3 protein-coding genes are annotated in these 2,081 nt (G+C 72.4%); 2 read left to right on the forward strand and 1 reads right to left on the reverse strand.

Annotated elements, in window-relative coordinates; translation table 11 throughout:
- Positions 1-472 (forward strand): hypothetical protein (locus HY703_03465; protein MBI4544234.1); only part of this gene is annotated, 472 nt, incomplete at its 5' end.
- Positions 473-573: 101 nt separating this feature from the next.
- The gene (locus HY703_03470) at positions 574-1,047 is read left to right on the forward strand and encodes a hypothetical protein (protein ID MBI4544235.1); all 474 of its coding nucleotides are present in this window, start codon (positions 574-576) and stop codon (positions 1,045-1,047) included.
- A 175-nt stretch (positions 1,048-1,222) separates the two neighbouring features.
- On the opposite strand, the gene HY703_03475 is transcribed toward HY703_03470, so the two are convergent.
- Positions 1,223-2,081 (reverse strand): NAD-dependent epimerase/dehydratase family protein (locus HY703_03475; GenBank protein ID MBI4544236.1); only part of this gene is annotated, 859 nt, incomplete at its 5' end.

Consider the following 2,081-nt stretch of genomic DNA (forward strand, 5'->3'; position numbering starts at 1 on the left):
GCTACGCACTCATGGCGCGATCCACGCCAGCGCCGTCGAGGCCAGGCCCCACTCCTTCGCGCTGGCCAGGGAACTGGCGGAGGAGGCCGGGGTCGCGGATCGCCTCGGACTCGAGGTCGCCAACTTCGCGGAACGCGCAGTCGACGAGAGCTACGACGTCGTCATCCTGGACCGCGTGGTGTGCTGCTACCCCGTGTGGCAGGAGCTGCTGCGCCCCGCCGCCGCCGCCGCGCGCGTCGCAGTCGCGCTCAGCTATCCCCGCCAGGCATGGTGGACGCGCGCGTTCTTCGGCCTCGCCAACACCGGGCAGTGGCTGCTCCGCCGCCGCTTCCGCCTCTACCTGCACCCGCCGGCCGAGATGCAGGCGGCGTTACGGGCCGATGGCTTTCTGCCCCGCGTCGCCGGCCACGTCGGCCCCTGGGAGCTGCTGGTCGCGCCCCGGGCCATCAGCACCCGCCAGCCCTCTGCTTGAGCCCAGGGCGCCTGGCGGCCCAGGGCACGCCTTTGCTCAGGCGCAGCCGATTCCGCAGATTGCCGAGGCAAGCACCCTCGACTGCCCCGCTGGAGTATGACATGCGCCCCTTCTCAATCCGCCGTGCCCGGCTCTGGAGCGCGCTGCTCCTCGCATCCGGCTGCCAGAACGACCCGGGGCCAGCCGGCGCCGACGGCGCAACCACGGCCCGCGTCGAGATCGTCTACCGCGCCGCGACGACTATCGACCCGGCCGTCGCCCAGCAGCATGCGAGCTGCGTCCAGGGCGTGGGCCAGACGCACCTCCACCCGAGCTGGCGGGACTATCGCGGGATCAACATGACGGCCCAGGGGGCCGAGCGCTGGAGCATCACCTTCTCGGACGTGCCCGTGAACCAGGAAGTCCGCTTCCGCATCAACGACCCCAACAACTGTGCCCGCGACCGGACCGGTGCCACCACCGAGAACGTGTTCGCCAATGGCGTACGCCTGACGCGCGTGGTCGATACGCCTGGCAGCGGGACCGAGCCGGGCCTGGCCTTCCGCGTTGACGCCGGGGGCACCGTCACGCCCTAGTCGTGCGACAATAATGGTCTGGCGAATTGTGTCGGCCCGACCGAGCGACGGGCAGCGAGCGAGCGGAGGGGTCTACTGTCCCCACCTCGTTTTCCGATAACGGGTCAAGAGGCTTCTGTGTCTGCTGTCGTGGCGCCGCAGGGCGCTGTGAAAACGGACAGCGTGCCGTATCGGCTCATCCGGCGGCCGCGCCACGCCCGCCTCGGCCACCGCCGTCGGCCCGCCCGCCAGGGTTCCGCACCTGGCGCGCAAACCACTCCACTGTTTCCGGCAGCCCCTCCGCCAGCGGCCGCGGGCGCCAGCCGAGTTCCCGCGTCGCCCGCTCGTGCGAGTGCAGCCAGCGGTGGCGCGCGACGGCGTCCACGCCTTCCCGAGTGATGGGGAAGCGCAGGCCGGTAGCCCGGCTCACCACGTCCAGCAGTGCGCCAGTGAGCCGGGCGAGGGGCACGGGGAAGCGGAGCAGCGGCGGCCGCCGGCCCGCCAGCCTCGCCACCCGCGCCGCGAACTCGTTGAGCGAGGCGTGCTCCCCCGAGAGCACGTAGACCGCGCCCGGCGCGCCGCGTTCCCCCGCCAGCACGAGCCCCTGGGCTACGTCATCCACGTGCACGTACGAGAACCAGGCCGGCCGGGTCAGCAGCCCCGGCACGCGCCCTGCCAGCAGGTCGGCAATGAAGCGGCCGCCCGGCCCGTGGTCCCCCGGCCCGTACACAAAGGCAGGACACACAATGACGAGCGGCAGCCCTCGTCGCTGCGCCTCCAACGCCAGCCGATGCGCGGCCGCCTTGGTCCGGTGGTACGCCGAAGGGTAGCGCCCAGCCGGCGCGTACCTGGTGTCCTCGTCCCCCTCGCCCTCCGGCACCGGGCCCAACGCCGCAGTGCTGGACACGTAGACCGCTCGCGCTGTCCCCGCCGCCTCCACAGCCCCCAGGAACGCCTGCGTGCCTCCCACATTCGCCCGCTCCATGGCCCGCTCGTCCACCACCCCGATCTCGTAGGCCGCGGCCAGGTGGTAAGCGACCTCAGCCCCGTCCAGC

The sequence above is a fragment of the Gemmatimonadota bacterium genome, assembly GCA_016209965.1.
In the GTDB taxonomy this organism is placed as follows: Bacteria; Gemmatimonadota; Gemmatimonadetes; order Longimicrobiales; family RSA9; genus JACQVE01.